Origin of the sequence: Mesorhizobium sp. M0761 (assembly GCF_040320205.1) — a bacterium.
Lineage (GTDB): Bacteria > Pseudomonadota > Alphaproteobacteria > Rhizobiales > Rhizobiaceae > Mesorhizobium.
Genome location: NZ_JAMYPF010000011.1, coordinates 93,847 through 109,348 on the forward strand (window position 1 = coordinate 93,847; position 15,502 = coordinate 109,348).

Annotated in this window: 15 protein-coding genes and 2 pseudogenes; 8 read left to right on the forward strand and 9 right to left on the reverse strand. The window is 59.1% G+C overall.

Translation table 11 applies throughout. The annotated features are described in order from the left end of the window. Positions 1-277 precede the first annotated feature (277 nt). The 4 genes and pseudogenes from NKI32_RS19035 (at position 278) to NKI32_RS19050 (ending at position 2,421) form a co-directional block, all read left to right on the forward strand. Positions 278-1,075 (forward strand): SDR family NAD(P)-dependent oxidoreductase, encoded by a 798-nt coding sequence (locus tag NKI32_RS19035; protein ID WP_023696321.1) that lies wholly within the window; start codon positions 278-280, stop codon positions 1,073-1,075. A 37-nt stretch (positions 1,076-1,112) separates the two neighbouring features. Further along, positions 1,113-1,414, forward strand: a pseudogene (locus NKI32_RS19040) (glutathione-dependent formaldehyde dehydrogenase); the annotation flags it as partial. A 265-nt stretch (positions 1,415-1,679) separates the two neighbouring features. Beyond that, positions 1,680-2,082 (forward strand): annotated as a pseudogene (locus NKI32_RS19045) (SDR family NAD(P)-dependent oxidoreductase); the annotation flags it as partial. A 90-nt stretch (positions 2,083-2,172) separates the two neighbouring features. Then, positions 2,173-2,421, forward strand: a complete 249-nt coding sequence (locus NKI32_RS19050; protein WP_023681163.1) for a hypothetical protein — start codon at positions 2,173-2,175, stop codon at positions 2,419-2,421. Positions 2,422-2,598: 177 nt separating this feature from the next. Here NKI32_RS19050 and NKI32_RS19055 read toward each other — a convergent pair whose 3' ends face one another. Beyond that, positions 2,599-3,015: a response regulator gene (locus tag NKI32_RS19055; protein ID WP_023700039.1), complete on the reverse strand. Its 417-nt coding sequence runs from the start codon at positions 3,013-3,015 to the stop codon at positions 2,599-2,601. Then, complete coding sequence (locus tag NKI32_RS19060; RefSeq protein ID WP_352768116.1) at positions 3,012-6,125, reverse strand: CheR family methyltransferase; 3,114 nt, start codon at positions 6,123-6,125, stop codon at positions 3,012-3,014. Before NKI32_RS19060 ends, NKI32_RS19055 begins: the two co-directional genes overlap by 4 nt. Positions 6,126-6,283: 158 nt before the next feature. Between NKI32_RS19060 and NKI32_RS19065 the strand changes: the two genes are divergently transcribed. Together NKI32_RS19065 and NKI32_RS19070 are read left to right on the forward strand one after the other, a co-directional pair. After that, positions 6,284-6,838 (forward strand): response regulator, encoded by a 555-nt coding sequence (locus NKI32_RS19065; RefSeq protein WP_050588792.1) that lies wholly within the window; start codon positions 6,284-6,286, stop codon positions 6,836-6,838. Between the two features lie 2 nt (positions 6,839-6,840). Beyond that, on the forward strand, positions 6,841-7,131 hold the full coding sequence (locus tag NKI32_RS19070) for a hypothetical protein (RefSeq protein ID WP_031262058.1): 291 nt from the start codon (positions 6,841-6,843) through the stop codon (positions 7,129-7,131). Positions 7,132-7,356: 225 nt separating this feature from the next. On the opposite strand, the gene NKI32_RS19075 is transcribed toward NKI32_RS19070, so the two are convergent. From NKI32_RS19075 to NKI32_RS19090, 4 genes are all read right to left on the reverse strand, one after another. Beyond that, positions 7,357-7,620, reverse strand: coding sequence for a hypothetical protein (locus NKI32_RS19075; protein WP_023681159.1), 264 nt, complete (start codon positions 7,618-7,620; stop codon positions 7,357-7,359). A 339-nt stretch (positions 7,621-7,959) separates the two neighbouring features. Further along, a complete protein-coding gene (locus tag NKI32_RS19080; RefSeq protein ID WP_023729495.1) occupies positions 7,960-8,124 on the reverse strand; it encodes a hypothetical protein in 165 nt (54 codons plus the stop codon). Positions 8,125-8,371: 247 nt separating this feature from the next. Then, a complete protein-coding gene (locus tag NKI32_RS19085) occupies positions 8,372-9,865 on the reverse strand; it encodes an alpha,alpha-trehalose-phosphate synthase (UDP-forming) (protein WP_023729496.1) in 1,494 nt (497 codons plus the stop codon). A 284-nt stretch (positions 9,866-10,149) separates the two neighbouring features. After that, positions 10,150-10,374, reverse strand: coding sequence for a hypothetical protein (locus NKI32_RS19090; protein WP_023668054.1), 225 nt, complete (start codon positions 10,372-10,374; stop codon positions 10,150-10,152). Between the two features lie 192 nt (positions 10,375-10,566). Here NKI32_RS19090 and NKI32_RS19095 point away from each other — a divergent pair, with 192 nt between their 5' ends. Then, positions 10,567-11,037, forward strand: coding sequence for a GFA family protein (locus tag NKI32_RS19095; RefSeq protein ID WP_023729497.1), 471 nt, complete (start codon positions 10,567-10,569; stop codon positions 11,035-11,037). Positions 11,038-11,218: 181 nt separating this feature from the next. Continuing rightward, on the forward strand, positions 11,219-12,103 hold the full coding sequence (locus NKI32_RS19100) for an alpha/beta fold hydrolase (protein WP_023733190.1): 885 nt from the start codon (positions 11,219-11,221) through the stop codon (positions 12,101-12,103). Here NKI32_RS19100 and ligD read toward each other — a convergent pair. The 3 genes from ligD to NKI32_RS19115 all read right to left on the reverse strand — a co-directional run bounded on the left by ligD (position 12,083) and on the right by NKI32_RS19115 (position 15,402). Further along, positions 12,083-14,725, reverse strand: coding sequence for a DNA ligase D (gene ligD / locus NKI32_RS19105; RefSeq protein WP_353003164.1), 2,643 nt, complete (start codon positions 14,723-14,725; stop codon positions 12,083-12,085). The two genes, NKI32_RS19100 and ligD, sit on opposite strands and share 21 nt — an antisense overlap. A 162-nt stretch (positions 14,726-14,887) precedes the next feature. Then, positions 14,888-15,181: a hypothetical protein gene (locus NKI32_RS19110; protein ID WP_023817832.1), complete on the reverse strand. Its 294-nt coding sequence runs from the start codon at positions 15,179-15,181 to the stop codon at positions 14,888-14,890. Then, complete coding sequence (locus NKI32_RS19115) at positions 15,178-15,402, reverse strand: hypothetical protein (RefSeq protein ID WP_156933724.1); 225 nt, start codon at positions 15,400-15,402, stop codon at positions 15,178-15,180. Before NKI32_RS19115 ends, NKI32_RS19110 begins: the two co-directional genes overlap by 4 nt. Positions 15,403-15,502 lie beyond the last annotated feature (100 nt).

The following is a 15,502-nucleotide window of genomic DNA, read 5'->3' on the forward strand; positions in this document are numbered from 1 at the left end:
GCACGGTTCGAACTTCCAGCCGGGCCACTTGTTCCAACTTCAACTGATTAGGCTCATCGCCGTTCTGAGTACTCAATCCAGGCGTTGGTGGGCCTTTTGAAGGTAGGCCATGGCGAGTTCTCATGGCGTAGAACGGTTTTTGTCGCAACGGCCCATCCATGAACGCGCGCAACGACCGCGATGACGACCGTCGCCTGACCGTGATGACAGCGCACGATCAATCCAGCCCAAACGCCGCGGAACAATTGTGCCCGCTCGTGGTTCCGATGGCACGAAGATGGAGGATATGATGACGGACGCCAAACTCGCTGTGGTGACCGGCGCCTCGAGTGGCATCGGAAGGGAACTCGCAAAGCTGTGCGCTAAAGACGGTTACGACCTGATCATCGCCGCCGACGAGCCGGCTATCCGGCAGGCGGCAGAGGCACTTGAGACCCACAATGTAACGGTCGAAGCCATTGAGGCCGATCTGGCGACCGTCGAGGGCGCCGATCGGTTGATCTCCCAGATCGGCGATCGCGATATCGACCTGTTGTTTCTCAATGCGGGACGCGGGCTCGGCAACGGCTTCGTCGACCAGGACTGGCGAAAAGTCCGCCGGATCATCGACACCAATGTCACTGGAACGGTCTATCTGGCGCATGAGCTCGGAGCCAAGATGGCCCGGCGAGGTCGCGGGCGCATCCTGTTCACCGGATCGATCGCCGGCTTCATGCCCGGCACATTCCAGGCCGTCTACAACGGCACGAAGGCGTTCATCGATTCCTTCTCGATCGCGCTCCGCCATGAGCTGAAAGATAGCGGCGTGACGGTCACCGTGCTGATGCCTGGCCCCACGCAGACGCGATTCTTCGAGCGCGCTGAAATGATGGATACCAAGGTCGGCTCCGATGAAAAGGACAATCCGGCCGATGTCGCCAAGACGGGTTACGAGGCGATGATGGCCGGTGATGAACAGGTCGTCAGCGGTTGGAAAAACAAGCTGCAGGTCGCCGCCGCGCATGTCACGCCGGCAGGCACCTTGGCCGAACAGCACCGTAGGATGGCCGAGCCGGGGTCGGCGTCCAGCGACTGAGCCAATATTCGCGTCATCAAAAGGGCTGGCATTCCCAAGGCCGCATGTGCTGCGCGAGGCAATCTATCGCTGCCGCAGGGGCGGCACCATCTCGGTTCCCGGCGTCTATGTTGGTCTGGTCGATCACATCCCGTTTGGCGGCGATGAATAAGGGACCGGCTTTCCGGATGGGCCAGACGCATACGCAACGCTACCTGGAACCTTTATTGGCCATGGTCCAGAACGGCGCAATCGACCGCTCCTTGTGATTACCCACCGGACCGATCTGAAAGCAGGGCCGGATCTCTACAAGACGTTTCGCGACAATCAGGAGGTTGTGTCAAAGTGGTGATGCGGCCTCACGGCCGAGACGGGCAAGGCGACCCACACCTCACTGCAATCACAAGGGAACATTCGCGTCGACGGCCGGTTAGGTGCCACTTCCGTAATGGTCACCTGCCGTCAAAGCGAGCCCATGATGAACCATGACCAGCATGACAATGTACCAGACGCAGCGCGTAGACTTGTCGTCGGAAGCATGGCGGGAGGAATTCTCGCCGCTTATGCTTCCACGGCGTCAGCCGATACGGGAACAGTGCCTGCTAAAGCAGGCCCTGCGAGCCCGATGCTCAAACAGAATCCGGTGACGCAATATCACCAGCCGTCTTTCAAGCCACAGGAACAGAAGTGGCCGGGTTTGGCCAGCAAGATGGTGCCGCGCCCGGACCACGGCGAAACGACCTACAAAGGATCAGGCAGGCTTGCCGGCCGCAAAGCGCTGATAACCGGCGGCGATTCCGGTATTGGTCGTGCGGCGGCGATTGCATTCGCGCGCGAGCGTGCGGACGTTGCTTTCGGCTACCTCCCCGAAGAACAGGAAGACGCCGACGAACTGGTGGACCTAATAAAAGCGGCAGGTCAAAAGGCTTGCCGGCGATATCCGCAATGAGGCCTTTTGCAGAAAGCTGGCCGATGAAGCAGCAACGCCCCTCGGCGGTCTCGACATCCTGGTCAGCAACGCTGCCCGCCTCACTAGAGTCCACGGTCCTCAAAAAGGGCCGCCAAGGCCACCGCTCCTTAGGCGTGGTGGGCTTTCAGACTGTCTACAGGAGGAACCAATGGCTGGCGATGAAATAGAAAGAAGGCGACTGCAGATGTTGATCGAACAATATCTGGAGACCCGTAAGCGACGGCACGATTTCGTGTCGATCGCGAATGCCGAACTCGCGATCAAGGCGGTCATGCCGCATTGCCCGGTGTCAAACGCAGCGTTGGCAGAGATGATTGCCGCTGGCGCCGTCACTTACGGCCTTGGCGTCCTATTCGACGCGAAGCAAACCGAGGGCGAACTGCCCGTTGTTTGCTAGGCTCATCGCCTGACCAATCGTCGCGCGGTCGCGAAGTTTCGCCCAGCTCTGGAATACGCCAGACCGGGAGCATGCCAATCGTGCCGGCCGGATCGCAGGCACTTGCCGGCGACGTCGTCTCGGGCCTGGACCCGAATGTCGTCGCATATCTGATGAAAAACCAGTGTCTTTGTGCAGTTACCGGGCTTCTCGTTGGGTTGGCACCGTTCCGCTGTCCTGGTGTCTTGCCAAAGCTGTCGGTTGAACACCGAGCATATTTCGCACGGCCTCGACCAGCGCGGCAGCCCACACGGGTTTTGACAGCATCTTGTGATGACGCAAATCTTGCGGGATGTCGGATGCCGTGTACCCACTGACGAAAACAAACGGAATTCCGCGTTGCGCTAGAAGAGGGACAAGGGCAGCGCTGGTCTCGCCGCCGAGACCAATGTCCAGGACCGCAGCAGATATGACTTCACTCTCGATCAGCTTTTTCGCGCGAGCAACGGACGGCACTGGCCCGGCGATGGCGAAGCCGGCCTCTTCCAGGATTGCGCGGTGCTCCTCCGCGACCAGCCATTCATCTTCGACTACAAGGATACGAGATGCAGTCACGTTTCGCTCTCCCGATGATCAAACGGAAACTCAATCCGCAAGCTCAAACCATCGGAACCGAAAGATGTTTCAAAATTTCCGCCAAGCCGATACTCAATTTCGCCCTTCACCAGCGAAAGACCAAATCCCGTCTTCTCAGGCGGACTGACAGCGGGACCGCCGCTTTCTAACCATTCGAGCTGAAAACCGTGATCCGACGCCGACCAAGTCACGGACACCACGCCGTTTGGCACGGACAAGGCGCCATATTTTCCAGCATTCGTGGCAAGTTCATGGATCACCATGCCAAGCGACAGGCCCTGCTGAGGCTTGAGCCGAATGTCCTCGCCTGTGGTGTTGATGCGTTCCAGCCCGAACGGCTCGACTTCCTGCCGCACGATTTCCTCGACCGAGACCTCTTTCCAGCTTTCGCGCGAGAGCACTCCGTAGGCCCGCGCCATGGCGCGCAGGCGACCGATGAGCGCTTCGGCGAAAGCCTCCGAAGAGGGAGCATTTTTCAGGGTCTGACTGGCAATGCTGACCGTAACAGCCAGCATGTTCTTGACCCGATGGTTGAGTTCCGAGATCAATACCCGCTGGTGGGCTTCGGCTTCAGCCATGGTCGTCACATCGACAAAGGTCACCACCACGCCCTGGATTTTCCGCGCGCTGTCGCGGTAGGGGATCAGCCGCACGAGATAGTGGATGCCGTTGCTATCGCGCGGCAGCTGGTGCTCGATCATCTCGCCGGCCCTGAAAACCTGGGCAATATGGTCGCGCAGGTGCGGATAATCGAGCCGGCTGGCAAGATCGGTCAGCGGTCTTCCGATGTCGGTCGGCAGCAAGTTGAAGAACGAAGACGCCGCCGGCGTGAAGCTGCGGATAACCAGCTTGGTATCGAGAAAAACAGTCGCGATCTGTGTGCTCTCGAACAGGTTCTTCAGATCGCTGTTGGCACGATCGAGATCCTCGATCTTGGAAACCAGTTCGGCATTGATGGTGTTCAATTCCTCATTGAGGGACTGCATTTCTTCCTTGGAGGCCTCGAGCTCCTCATTGGAGGACTGGGCTTCTTCGTTGACCGAGACGAGTTCCTCATTGGAAGATTTCAACTCCTCCAACGCGGTCTCATATTCTTCGATCGTCGATTGCAGGCGCTCGCGCGTATCGCGGAGCTCGCGTTCGAAATCAGCAATCCCAGATGCCACCGGCTGTCGAACCTTTAGAGCCTCCAGCCGCGGCTGCGGCTGGCCCACCGGCTCGAACAGGACGAGAAACAGCGGCTCGCCGCTGCCGCGATCAGTCAAGGGCTCGATCGTCAATGTGACGAATTGGACACGATCTTCATCTTCTTCAATGGCTATCGCTTCGCGCACAACCGTGCGCCGGCCCTCGGCGGCTTCCCGCAAAGCGCCGCGCAATTCCAGACGCAGGCCGCTGCGTGCCATTGTGAGCAATTGTCTGCTCGGCACCCCTTGCGGCGGCTCGAGATATTTGCCGGTTCGGACCGAGTAATAGACGACATCTCCATCACCATTGACGACGACGTGAGCCGGAGCGAAGCGTTCGAGAACCTGCGCTTCAACGGTTTGCCTTAGGGAATAAGACAAGCCGCGGCGGGCATGTGTGTCATTGGCGCTGGAAAAGTTGCTTGCAGGCGCAGCATTCAACAAGATCGGCAGCCGCGGCGGCGCCGTATGTTCTCGTGCCTTGAATATCCGTTGTTTCTTGTCGACCGGTGCAAACAGATCGGCATGCTGGCTTATGCTCTCGGAGGTGCCAAGGAACAGATAGCCGCCGGGCTTCAGCGAATAGTGGAAGGTCGGAATAACCTGCTTTTGCACATCGGGGCCGAAATAGATCAGCAGGTTCCGGCACGACACCATGTCCATGCGCGAGAAGGGTGGATCACGGATGACGCTGTGCGCCGAGAAGATGCAGAGATCACGTACGCTCTTGCTCAAGATGAAACTTGTGCCGTCATTGCTGAAGAAGCGTTCGCGACGTTCAGGCGAAACGCCCGCAAGCAATGACTCCGGATAGCGCGCCGAACGTGCGATGCCCAACGCCGCGTCATCGATGTCCGTGGCGAAAATCTGGATGCGCGGCACAGCCGAAAGTGTATCCATATGCTCGCGCATCAGCATTCCGATCGAGAAGACTTCCTCGCCGGTTGCGCAGCCGGGCACCCAGACGCGGATCGTATCGTTGGCGTCCTTGCCTTCGAAAAGTTTGGGGATGACGGTTTCTTCCAGGGTCTTGAAAGCGTCCGTGTCGCGGAAGAAATTTGTCACGTTGATCAGCAGGTCGCGAAACAGCGACCGCACTTCCTCCGCATTTGAACGAAGCAACTCTATATAGGCATCGATCGCGGTGTTCTGCGTTATTTGCATGCGTCGCCTGACGCGACGCAAGAACGTCTTGGCCTTGTAGCCCGAGAAATCATGTCCCGAATGGCTGCGCAGGATCGCGTAGATTTCCTCCTGGCCCTTGCGGAGTTTCAAAGCACTGGCCTTGCCATCGTCAGCTTCAAGCTCGTCGAGCAGTTCAAAGCTGTGGGCAAATTCCATGAGTTTCGCACCCATCTCATCGGCTGGGATGGCGATATCGATCAGACCGGAACTGATCGCGCTGCGCGGCATGTCGGGATTGCTCGGACCCGACTCGTCGGAGAGTTGCGCCAGCGTCAGGCCGCCATTCTCCTTGATTGCCTTGATGCCCAACGTACCGTCGGAATCGCCGCCCGACAGGACGACGCCGACGGCGTATTCGCCCTGATCCTCGGCCAGCGCGCTGAAAAAGATATCGATGGGCTTGCGCTCCCTGGACACGGAATTCGGTTGGCGCAGCTTTAGGCTGGAATTTTCGATGGTGAGGATCGCGTTGTGCGGCATCACGTAGACGGTGTCAGGATGGATACCCATTCCATCTTCAGCGACACGAACCGGAATTCCGGTGTAAAGCGCAATCACTTCGTGCAGCAGACTTTCCCGTTCGGGGCTAAGATGCGTGACGATCACGAACGCCATCCCGCTCGAAGACGGCATCCCGCGAAAAAATCCCTCCATGGCGGCAATGCCGCCCGCAGAGGCGCCAATACCGACTATGGGGAACCTCGGCAGCTTTTGCATCAATTGTCCTGCTTCAGTGAAATGCAACGCGGCAGCGCTGATTTCGATCCAATGTGTAAACCGTTCCTGGTCGAATTCCCATCCCGCACCGCCGATCGCCACGGAACCGATGGACGCGACCGCCGTTTAAAGCCCGGAGGGCTGCTATGTTATTAGGCATGCGAATTCTGCTCGTCGAGGACGAATTCTTGCTGGCAAGCGAACTTGCCTCTTATTTCAGCGATTGTGGGGCGACCGTTTTGGGGCCGGTGTCGTCAGTCAGCCGGGCTCGACGATATATCGATTCAGCGGATGGGGCGGTGCTGGACATCGACCTCAACGGTGAGACTGTTTTTCCCCTCGCCGACGAGCTGACGGACAGAGGCATCCCGTTCGTATTCTTCTCCGGAAACGATCAGATCACCCTGCCGGAGCGGTTCCGATACACCCAAAACCTCTCCAAGCCGGCCGGGTTCAGGACGGTTGCCGGGATCCTCGCCGCGCAATCAACAGCGCTTGGTGAAGACAATGTTTTCCGCGCTCTTCCAAAACTGAGGCTGTCCGCGCGGCTGCTGCTGGGCGACCCACAGGCGGCCGATCGCCTCGTCGAACGGACATTGAAGGCGGCGCTGGAGGAGCGGTTGTCGACGCGGCATGACCTTCCCTTGAGCGAATGGCTCAACACGCTCATGGAGGAGGTGCTCCGCAACGACAGGTCTGGCATCATGAATTAAGATTGTCCGATAGTTTGCCGCAGGCCGCCCTGTCGACCGCCCCCGCTACGGTACCCGTCCCCAAGAGCGCTTCGCTTCGTCTTGCAAATACGGCCGCATTCCTGCTAGAAATCCTCGTGGCCAAACCTCCGCAAACCAAACCTGACTCATTCCGCGATCCTGTTGAGGGCGACGCACTCGCAGCGCTGCTCGACGAAATCGCGGAAGAGGAAACACCTGAACGGCTGTTGAAGCTCGCCCTTGAGCTGCAGCAGCAACTGCTGTTGTCAAAGCAGCTGAAAAATCCCAACTGAACGGCCTGCAGCTAGGCATCTTGATGTGCCTCGAGTTCCACGATGGCGTCATCGCCTCGTTCGCCAGACCGATGCTGCTGCGGTAATCTTTCTGCGCTCGATGTGGGCGAAACCCCAGTCTCAATAGCTCAGCGGTTCCTGCGCCCAGAAGGCCCTGATCCCATCATGACGCCGATGAGACGATCAGGAAGATCAGGGCCAACTTGGGTCGCAGCCCAAGGTCGATCACTGCTGCCCTGGCATCTCGGTATTTTCTTGCGGGTTCTTTTTAACGCCGGGCGCGGGTGATGTCTCGGCGGGGGCATTGCCGCCTTGGTTCTGTTCCGGGGTGCGCTTTACTGGCGATGTCTGCCACGATCCGCCTGAAAGGGGTATGAACACAAAGAAGGCTAGCAGGGCGACGAAGATCACAGCCGCAATGACGACGCCCCACCCGAGTACATTTCGGGTGCCACGCTGTTCTTCCTTCCGGGACACATGCTCCGTCATCACTGGACTCCTTTGTGTCGTTCGATGAGGTACAAATTTATCGTGCAGATCGACCGCACGGTCTGCCCTTCCCCGACGCGTGCCGCCGGCACAGCCGAAGAAGCTGAAGCTAATCTTCTCCACCTTTTCGGCTGCCTGGTTTGGCGGCCCGCTTTGGCGCATTCGGCACTGCCGGTTTCCGCTCGGGTGCAGGCGGATTGATCTCCTCGCGCGCCAAACGGGCTTTGCGCAATCGCGCCGTTTTCTCTTCCCGCGCTTTACGCTCGGCTTCCAGTACGCCTTGTGCGTAGAGAGTGGCTCGTGCGTCTCTGTCGTTTGCGGATCCACTGGCCGCCATAGTCAGCCCTCCGCCTTGTAATTTCTTGCTTCCTTCTTGGCGCCGTCTTTGCCGTGCTCGGCTGCAAGCTCTTTGGCCTGCCCGGGTGACACGTCGGTGGCTTCGGCCAACTTGATTGCCTCTTGTTCAGAGAGATCACTGTCCTTTCGCGTGGGGTTCCTCGTCATCGCAGATCTCCTATCAGAGCCCAAACGACCGGACCGGCGGTGTGTTCCCTGGAGCCTTCGATAGTCCACCGATTGAGGCGGGCTATCGCGCTTCCGTCAATGAGCGAAAAGTTTCTGATGCGGGCTGACAAGGTACATGATCAGCTTCAAGGCCTTTCGAACTGCTCCGGCCAGCCGGGTTATGGCCGGGCTATGACCGTGTGGGAACGCGTGACACACGGACGGATTCAGGCATCGATGCCAGGCGCTAGTTCTCGCCCGCGAGCGTGGCGAGAAATGACCGCCGCCATTCTGCTGCGTCATTGCGCGTGATGCGCTTGAGCAGTGCACTATGCCTTGCAATTCTTTCGTCAAGCGGCATCGCGAGCGCTTTTGCGATCGCATCGGCAACCTCGTCGACCGCATACGGGTTCACGATCAAGGATTCGGCAAGTTCTTCGGCCGCACCTGCAAAGCGCGACAATACCAGCACTCCGGGATCGGCTTCGTCCTGCGCGGCTATGTATTCCTTGGCGACGAGGTTCATTCCGTCACGCAGGGGCGTGACCAATCCGACCTGGCTAGCGCGCAACAGGCCAGCAAGCCGAGAGCGTGATACGGCACGGTGGATGTAGCGGATCGGGGTCCAAGCCAAATCCGCGTATCTTCCGTTGACCGCGCCGGCGGTTGCCTCAAGCTGGGCCCGGATGTCGGCATAGGCGCTGACCTCCTCCCGCGTCGGCGACGCAATCTGCAAATAGGTTGCCGCTCGCTCGTGTTCCGGATGCCTTTCCAAAAGACGAGCGAAAGCCTGCATGCGGCCGGGGAGACCCTTGGAGTAGTCCAGCCGATCGACGCCGATGATTTGCTTGAGGCCCAGAATCTGGCGGCGCATGGAATCGATCTGCACATCCTCCGCCGCCTCATTGGCCATGCGTGCGATTGAATCGACGTCGATGCCTATCGGAAAACACCTCGATAACACCGTGCGGCCGTTCATCTCAGCCGAACCATTGATATCAAAAGTAATGGAGTTGGCCGCCTGCACTGAGCGCCGGAAATTCCCCACGTCCGTTTCGGTCTGGAACCCCACGACGTCATATTGAAGCAGGTCATCGATGAGTTCTTCATGGTCGGGCGTGGCTACAAACAGGTCGGGCGGCGGGAACGGTATGTGAAGAAAGAAACCGATCCGATTCCGGACTCCCAGCCGCCGCAACTGGGCGGCCAAGGGGATAAGGTGGTAGTCGTGAACCCACACCAGGTCGTCGTTGCCCGACAGCAGTCCTGCGAGCGCCTTCGCGAACCGCGCATTGATCTGCCGGTAGGCGTGTAGAAACTCTGCCCGGTGGTTCACCAGGTCGAGTCGGTAATGAAAAAGCGGCCACAGCGTGCTGTTGGCATAGCCATTGTAATAGAGCGAATACTCCTCATAGGGCAGGGTAAGCGCAGCCGTCTCGATCTTTCCCACGCGTTCCAAGCGGATCAGCGGTTCGTCGCTCGCGGCGTAGTCCTGATACTCGGCGCTTGCTCCTAGCCACAGGCCTCCACGCTCGGCCAACGCATCCCCGATGCCTACAGCAAGTCCGCCGGCTTGCGACAGATCGCGAATGTTCCCCAGCCTGTTCGAGACGACAACCAGACGACGCGGGATGGCGCGATCGCCAGTTAGCTCAGCCTCCCCACCTAAGGCGTCGCGCTCAAGGGGATCACCAACCGTTTGCGAGGCCTCGTTGAAAATTTCATCCGGTCGCTGCAACAAGAGCAAATCCTGAGCGTGAAGATCGCTTGGGGAACGGTCCGCGCGTGCGATTGTTCCCGACGTAAGTGTCCAGCCGGACTCGCTGGATCACATTCTCGGCCCGCTCGGCGCCTTTTTCAGCGGCTCTCGCAGGATCGTCGTCGGACGCACCGGTGATGAGACCCCGATCCAGCACGCCGAGCAGCCGCTTTGGCGACGGCCGGACTTACCGCTTTGGTATTCATGCTGCCGGATCCCCTCATATCAACTCCCCACCTTGGCAAAAGCCCCAACTGACCAAACCGTCAGTCCACCTCGATTACCTTGCGCGTCGGCTTTCGTTGGCGGGGCGGCTGCTTTGCGGCTACGGGCGCGGGCGGGGTCTGCGCTATCGATGCCTCCAACAACTGTCGCTGTTCTCTAAGCCGCGCCGTCTTGGCTTCCCTGGCATGCCGCTCCGCTTCCAACAGCAACTTGGCTTCTCGATCCGCCCTCTCGATCTTTTCCCTGTCGATGCGTCGTGTTTTCAAGGTCGCCTCCTTTGATCAGACGGCGAACAAAGTGCGGACCTGAAAAAATGTTCCCAACAAATTAAGGCCTGATCTGCCTCAAATGATATTGACGAGCAGCCCGCCGGTTGCGCGCATCTGCGGCTCTGTGACGTCCAAAGGAACTGCTTGCCGTCTGCGGCGTTACGCCACCATGCTGGCCGGAAGATTACCATGGACGACAAACCCCGAACGACGATCAGAAAACCGGCCCGGATTGATCGAGGGCATTGCTTTTGCGGAGCCATCACAGCTGAATTCAGTGGCGATCCCTTTTGGATTTGTTTCGACCACGACGATGACTGCCGACGAGCGATCGGCAGCCCACTGACGATCTGGATTGGCTATCGTCCAGATCAGGTCCATTGGCTCGGCCCAAAACCAAAAACATTCTCGAAAACCAGGGGCGTCGTGCGCTCCTTCTGTTCGGAATGTGGCACCTCGATTGGGTACACCGATGAAGGCTTGCCAAACGAGTTCTACATCTCGATCGGATTCATGGACGCGCCCGAGAAGTTCCATCCCCAAGCCCAGGCCTATTGGGAAATGCGACTGCCGTTCATCAGGATGGATGACGGTTTGCCTCGCGTCGAGGGCTACACCCGAGCGCGCGACCCCGCCCTGGGCAATCCCAGAGACCGGTGAGGCAGGAGGCTGGATCTCGGGCGTCGTACCTGCAAGCCAGCGCCAGGGCTGGCGGAACGCGGCCGAACCATTGGAATGAGAGAGATCTCCAAACGGACAAATGCCCGAAACCAATTTCACCGGCGTGGGTTGAAGATGGACATGGGGGACTTGTTTTCACAGTCTGACGACAAAGAAGCGGATGTTTGAAGGATTCAAGCTAGAGACTGTGGATCTGCCCGAGTCCTCACTGCGAGTCAGGTATGGAGGTTCAGGCCCGCCGCTTCTTTTGCTGCATGGCCATCCTCGGACGCACGTTACCTGGCACCGGGTAGCCCCACTTCTCGCCGCCGACCACACAGTTGTCTGCCCCGATCTGAGGGGCTTTGGCCAGTCCTCGGTACCGGCGGACGCCGTGGACCATGCTGGATCCTCCAAGCGTGCCAAGGCCAGGGACTGCATTGCTCTCATGGGACATCTCGGCTTTCGCCGGTTTGCCATCGCAGGCCATGACCGCGGCAGCTACACAGCGTTCCGAACAGCCATGGATCACCCGCCGGCGATCAGCCATCTGATCGTCATGGACAGCGTCCCTATCCTGGAAGCCCTCGAACGCTGCGACGCCCGCTTTGCGAAGCTCTGGTGGCATTGGTTCTTTTTCGCACAGCCGGACAAGCCCGAACGCGCAATCATGGCCGATCCTGACGCATGGTATGGCGGCTCAGCCGAGTCCATGGGGGCTGAGGCCTATGTCGACTACAAGGACGCAATCCACGATCCGAATGTTGTTCACGGCATGCTTGAAGACTATCGGGCAGGTCTGGCCATCGACCAATTGCACGATGCCGACGACAGGAAAGCTGGTCGCCGGGTCGCGTGCCCGACCTTGGCGCTTTGGTCCGCCCGCGATGACCTTGAGGCACTCTACGGCAACGTGCTCGATGTTTGGCGACCCTGGACCACCGAACTGAAGGGCCAACCGATCGAAAGCGGACATCATATGGCCGAAGAAGCAGCCGACGCGGTAGCCGCAGCTGTCATGGCGTTCTTGCGCGAACCGACGTCGTCATGCGGCGAGCTTTGCTGAACCAATCCGTTTGATGGCACTGCTGATCGACCGTTCGCCATCGTCGTAGTCAGCCCAGGCGACGGTCTTTTTCAGGTGGCCCGGGACCGTGCGAACGGTGTATTTTTTCGGATCGAGATCCGCCTTCACCTGACTCCAGGTCAGCGGCATGGATACAGTCGCGCCTTCCCTGGCGCGAGGGGAGAGAGGGGCGACGGCTGTCGCCATGCGATCATTCCTGAGATAGTCGAGAAAAATCCGGGATGTCCGCAGCTTCTTGGCCATGTTGACGAGGTAGAGATCCGGGCTATCTGCCGCCATCTGGATGCAGACGGCCTTTGCGAAGGCCTTGGCCTCGGCCCATGTCTTCTTGCTGCGTTCGGCCGCCAATGGCGTCACGACATGCAAGCCTTTGCCGCCCGTGGTTTTGCAGAAGCTCACCAAGCCCAGATCTTCGAGACGATCGCGCATTTCCTTGGCTGCCGCGACCACCTTCGCAAAAGGGACTTCCGGACCGGGGTCAAGGTCGAAGACAAGTCGGCCAGGTATTTCGGGATGACCCGGCTGGCAATTCCAGGGGTGAAGCTCAAGGCCGCCTATCTGGGCGATCGCGGCCAGACCCTCGACGCGGTCGATTTGCAGATACGGTTTGTGGTCGCCGAAGACTTTTACCAGTTCCAGCAGATTGGATGTGCCTGGCATTGCGTGGCGCTGGAAAAACTGCTCGCCGGCGTAGCCATCCGGCGCGCGCACGAGTGAACAGGGACGACCTTTGATATGTCTGATCATCCAGGGGCCAACGGTCTCGAAATATTCTGCAAGATCGAGCTTGTCGACGGGCTGACCGTCGCCGGCATTCGGCCAAAGCGGCTTGTCCGGCTTGGAAATGATGACGCCCATGACAACCGGGCTTTTTCCTGTCTTGCCAGTCACCTTGGCAGGGTCGGCAATCGGCGTCTCTTGAGGATCGGCTGGACGCTCGGCCTCGACGTCTTTTGCGGGCTTGTCTTCACGCAGGCCTTTGAAGGCGGCCTGCCTGATATTGCCACCCCCGGTCCAGCCGGCGAACTCGATTTCCGCGACCAATTCCGGCTTCGTCCAGAAGACGGTTGAATTCCTTTTCGGTGCGCCATCGCCGGTAAACGGCGACGTCGCGGCTTTCATCTCCTGCAGCCTGGGCATCAGCTGCTTGACCTTTGCCTCGCTGAATCCGGTCCCCACACGGCCGATATAGGCGAAATGTTCACCGCGATTGACGCCGACGAGCAATGACCGGAATTTGCCGTTGGTCGTCGACCAGCCGCCGATGACCACCTCATGCCCGGCGCGGCATTTCGATTTTGCCCAGGTGTCGGTCCTCCCCGAAACATAGGTCGCATCGGCCTTTTTGGAGACAATCCCCTCAAGCGACAGGCGACAGGCAGAACGCAGCACCGCGTCGCCGCCATTGCTGAAGTGCTCGACATAGCGGATGAGATTTTGCTCGCCGCGATCGACTTCGCCGAGCATCTCGCTCAGACGTTCCTTCCGTTGTGAGAGAGGCATCTTTCGCAGATCGACGCCATTTGCGAAGAGCAGGTCAAAGGCAAAGTAGATCAGGTCCTTCGTCCGGCGCTCCGACAGCGCTGCCTGCAGTGCGGCAAAATCGGGCGCGCCGTTCTCGCCAAGCGCTACGATCTCGCCGTCGATGATGACGTTGGGAAGACTGGAGGCCTCCTTTGCGATGGCGCCAAATTTCTCCGTCCAGTCAAGACCCTTGCGGGTCCTAAGCGCGATGTCCTTGTCTTCCACGCGCAACTGGACGCGATAACCGTCAAACTTGATTTCGTGAACCCAGTTCGTCCCGGCCGGCGGCCGGGAGAGCGTCGCGCAAAGCTGTGGTGGGATGAAGTCGGGCATCTTCGCCGCTGAGGCACCAGCGGCTCGCTTCGGCCGCGGAGCAGGCTTTGCCGACCTGGCGGCGCGCTTGTCGGCATGGCCGCGCTTGCTGTCCCAAACGGCATCCGCATCGGCCAACGATGAACCTTTCATCATGAACGGCTTCGGACCTGCCCCCTTCCCCGCTGCAATCCTCTCCATGCTCCGACCCGAGGCGACGGATCGATCCTGAGCCAGCACGGCATCGCCATTGCCCTCTGTCGCGTATTTGTCGCGGTGTTTGATCAGCAGCCAGTTGGTCCGCTTCCCGCCATTGCGGTCATGCTTCATGCGCACTAGGACGAAACTTCCATGCAGGCGCTTGCCCTGCAGCGTGAATTTCAGGTCGCCTTTTTCCAACGCCTTTTCGGGAGACATGGCGCCTTCCGGTTCCCAATATCCGCGATCCCACAACTGCACCGTGCCGCCACCATATTGTCCTTTGGGAATCGTGCCTTCGAAGTCGCCGTACTCCAGCGGGTGATCCTCAACCTCCACGGCAAGTCGTTTGTCGTGAGGATCCAGTGATGGACCTTTGGTCACAGCCCATGATTTGAAGACCCCGCCAAGCTCGAGGCGAAGATCATAGTGCAGCCGCGTGGCCGCGTGTTTTTGGATGACGAACCGGAGTCGGTTCGAACCCGCAATCGAGCTTTCGCCGCTGGGCTCTTTCGTCTTCGCGAAATCCCTTTTGGCCCGGTAGGTTGAAAGCTCGCCCGTTTTCATGGAAGTGCCCCGACTAATGACGCAACGCCGGGACTCAACGCAGTGGGTGAGATTTGGTTCGGTTCATAGCCGAGACGACGCCGATGCTGCTTTTCCGCTTCAGAGTGGCATCGGCGTCAAATGAGGCCTTCACGGAGACTACAGGTGTCGTCACCGCTGACGTTAAGGTTCCTTGGTTTGCCCAACCATTTTTGCAAGCTCTGAAAATGGTGGGATGTCCAGTTCGCCTTGCGCGTTGTTTGCGATCTGCAGAAGCCGGATCGGGAAGCAGATCGCGTCACGGTTGGCCGGTGACATATCTTCGTAGGTCCGCTCGTCACTTGTCATGGACGCCTCTGCCTTTCGCAGGGCGGTATCGATCTCGTCAATTGACAGCAGACCTTTGTGAACGAGCAGATTGTTGATTGACGCGACCGCCATCATCAACCCTTCAAGCTGAAGATTGGCAACGTTCATGGCTTGACCGTGTTTCCGCCGCCCGGCCTCGCCGGGGCGTTCTGGCCATCGGATTGGTGCGTCTTGTCATCCACCTCATTGACTGGCCGCGTCAGACCGACCCCACTCTTGGGTTTCTTGTTGCCGGCCGCATCCTGAGAGAACGCATCCGAAGGATCAGGACCTGTTCTAGCCGGGTACTTCGTTGCGCCGGTCTCGCGATGGTTTTCATTATCAGGCATTTTTTGATCACTCCAATCGGATGACCGATAACCATTACGAGCCCGGCGAGTTCCGGCGCCGCATGGAACATTTCTGGCCGTTGGTGCAGAGACAAGCGGG